The 3,111-nt window shown below is 71.9% G+C and carries 2 protein-coding genes; both read left to right on the forward strand.

The window, feature by feature from the left end:
- Window positions 1–340 precede the first annotated feature (340 nt).
- Window positions 341–1,654 carry a glycoside hydrolase family protein gene (locus tag IFT36_RS15705; RefSeq protein WP_200413626.1) on the forward strand — a complete coding sequence of 438 codons (1,314 nt, stop codon included), beginning with the start codon at window positions 341–343 and terminating at the stop codon, window positions 1,652–1,654.
- Window positions 1,655–1,690: 36 nt separating this feature from the next.
- Entirely contained in the window at window positions 1,691–2,992 is a 1,302-nt protein-coding gene (locus IFT36_RS15710; protein WP_369794350.1) for an ABC transporter substrate-binding protein, read from the forward strand.
- The last annotated feature ends 119 nt before the right edge of the window (window positions 2,993–3,111 follow it).

Raw genomic sequence — 3,111 nt, forward strand, 5'->3', positions numbered from 1 at the left:
CGCCCGGCTGCTTGTCCGCGCGTCGACGGGCCGCGCCGCCCGCTGACCCCGCTGACCCCGCGGCGCCCCGCGCCGCCTCAGAGATCGCTCGGCGCCCGGGCGTCGAGGACGCACCACGCTCGCGTCGTCGAACCACGTCCCGGGGTGGTTCGACGACGCGAGCGTGGTGCGCCCTGCGGCGGGAGCCCGATGGGTGCTCGTCGGGCGTCCGGTCAGGAGGCGCGGGTCGGGAGATCGCGCCGGGAGGGGTTCCGGCGCGGCGGCGGACGTGCTAGCTTCTCGATCTACCGAAACGTTTCGGTAGACGAGTGAGATCGCACACGACGAAGTGGGTGCCCCGATGACGACCGCCAGTGACACGACGAGCACCGAGGCGAGCGCCGACACCGGGCCCGACACGACGCGCGTCGACACCGGGCCCGACACGACGTGCGCCGACACCGGGGCCGACACGACGCGCGCCGACACCGGGCCCGACGCCGACGCGGCCCGCGCCGCCTCGAAGCCGTACCTCGTCCCGCTGACCCGGGAGCGCCTCCGGACGGTCCTCGACGAGGCCCTCGTCCACCGCAACGAGCTCACCGGCGCCCTCTCGCAGCTGACCTTCTCGAGCCCCGCCGCCTACGAGCCGGGCCGCCCCGACTGGGCGGTCGGCCCCTTCACCGCCGACCCGGCGTTCACCTTCACGCTGGACGGCCAGTGGCCCGACCCCGACGGACTCGGCTGGACGAGCGAGTCGCTCTACAACCCCAGCCTCATCGAGCACGACGGCACGCTGCACCTGTTCTACCGGGCCTCGCCCCGCAAGGAGAGCCTCGGCAGCCGCATCGGCCACGCCACCCTCGCCCTCACCCCCGACGGCGAACCCGCACCCGGCGCCGCCTGGGTCGACGACCCGGCCAACCCGGTCGTCCGTCCCACCCTCGACGACGAACTGCTCGGCACCGAGGACCCCAAGGTCTACCGCGCCGAGGGGCGCTTCTGGCTGTTCTACAACGGCGTCTTCCCGATCACCGAGGAGGCGCGGGTCGCGCACCCGAGCCCCGGTTACCCCGTCCAGGCGGTCGGCATCGACCTGCTGGTCGCCGTCAGCGACGACCTCGTCTCCTGGCAGAAGCTCGGCCCGATCGCCGACCACGAGCAGACGCGGCTCTGGGCCAAGGGCGCCGTGATCCCGCGCGACGAGCACGGGAACGCGGTCCGCCTCGGCGGCAACGGCAGCGGCAGCGGCAGCCACGACGACGGGGACTACCTCATGTTCGTCAGCGAGGGCTTCGACGGCGTGCTGCACGTCGGCCGCTCGGACGACCTGCGCCACTGGACCTTCGAGCCCGTGCCGTACCTCGACCTGTCGGGCGTCGGCGGCCACCTGCACGAGGTCGCCGCCGCGATCGTCACGGGCGACGGCCGACTCGTGCTGGACGTCTTCCACGACGTCGACGGGGTCTTCGCGGCGAGCCAGGCGCTCTACGACGTCGGGCGTCCGGTCGACCAGCTCGCCCTCACGTCCGGCGGGTCGCTCAGCTGGGGCGGCCTGCAGCAGATCGGCGGTCGCTGGACCTTCGCCCAGGGCTGGGACGCCCCCGTCGGCCACCGTGACCTGTACTTCTACCGCACCGACCCGCACGCCCCGGCACCGCAGACCACCCCCTAGCCACACCCGCAGCACCACCCACCCAAGGAGAACACCGTGCAACGACGCACACGCTTCACCCGCCGCGCGACCCTCGGCGCGACCGTCCTGGTCGCCGCCCTCGGCCTGACCGCCTGCTCCGGCGGCGGCGGTGCCTCGAGCGACGCCCTCACCGCCAAGGGCCCCATCACCATCTGGTACTCGAACAACGAGCAGGAGGTGACCTGGGGCAAGGCCATGGTCGAGGCCTGGAACGCCGACCACCCCGACGAGCAGGTCAAGGGGCAGGAGATCCCCGCCGGCAAGTCGAGCGAAGAGGTCATCGGCGCCGCCATCACGGCCGGCAACGCCCCCTGCCTCGTCTACAACACGGCCCCCAGCGCGGTCGGTCAGTTCCAGAAGCAGGGCGGCCTGGTCGACCTGTCGAGCTTCGACGACGGCGCGAGCTACATCGAGGAGCGCAGTGGCGACCTCGCGAAGCAGTACCAGGACGCCGACGGCAAGTACTACCAGCTGCCCTGGAAGTCGAACCCGGTGATGATCTTCTACAACAAGGACCTCTTCACGAAGGCCGGCCTCGACGCCGAGAACCCCGACCTGTCGACCTACGACGACTTCCTCGCGACGTCGAAGACCCTGGTCGACGCCGGCGTCTCGAAGTACGCCATCCACCCGGCGCCGACGAGCGAGTTCTTCCAGTCGCAGTTCGACTTCATGCCGCTCTACGCGGCCGAGACGGGCGGCACCGGCCTCGTCGAGGACGGCAAGGCGACCTTCGCCGACACCGCCGGCGAGGACGTGGCGACCTTCTGGCGCTCGCTCTACGAGCAGGGGCTGGCCGGCCAGGAGCAGTACACGGGCGACTCGTTCGCCGACGGCGAGGCCGCGATGTCGATCGTCGGGCCGTGGGCCGTGTCGGTCTACGAGGACGTCAACTGGGGTGCCGTGCCCGTCCCGACCAAGGACGGCACGAGCGCCGACGAGACCTACACGTTCAGCGACGCGAAGAACGTCGGCATGTACACGGCCTGCGAGAACCAGGGCACGGCGTGGGACTTCCTGAAGTTCTCCACCAGCAGCGACCAGGACCGCGCCCTGCTCGAGACGACGGGCCAGATGCCGATCCGCACCGACCTGGCCTCGACCTACTCCGACTACTTCGACGCGAACCCCTCGTACGCGCTCTTCGGTGACCAGGCGGCCCGCACGGTCGAGGTGCCGGCCGGCCCGAACACCGTCGCCGAGTTGCAGGCCTTCCGCGACGCGTGGTCGAGCAGCGTGATCTTCGGCAAGGGCGACGTCGACTCGTCGCTCAAGGACGCCGCGGACAAGATCGACGAGCTCGCGGCGCAGGGCTGATCGTGTCCACCGTGCACGAGGCGGCGGCAGCGTCGCCGACCGCCGGACGAGCCGAGGAGGCGCACCGCGCCTCCTCGGGGGGTCCCGGCTCCGGGCACCGGGCGGGCCGTCGCCGCGAC

The organism is Frigoribacterium sp. CFBP 13605 (assembly GCF_014839405.1).
Classification (GTDB): Bacteria; Actinomycetota; Actinomycetes; order Actinomycetales; family Microbacteriaceae; genus Frigoribacterium.

Excerpts from the sequence above, each read along its gene's own strand:
- IFT36_RS15705 (WP_200413626.1), top strand. The coding sequence starts at position 341 with ATGACGACCGCCAGTGACACGACGAGCACCGAGGCGAGCGCCGACACC.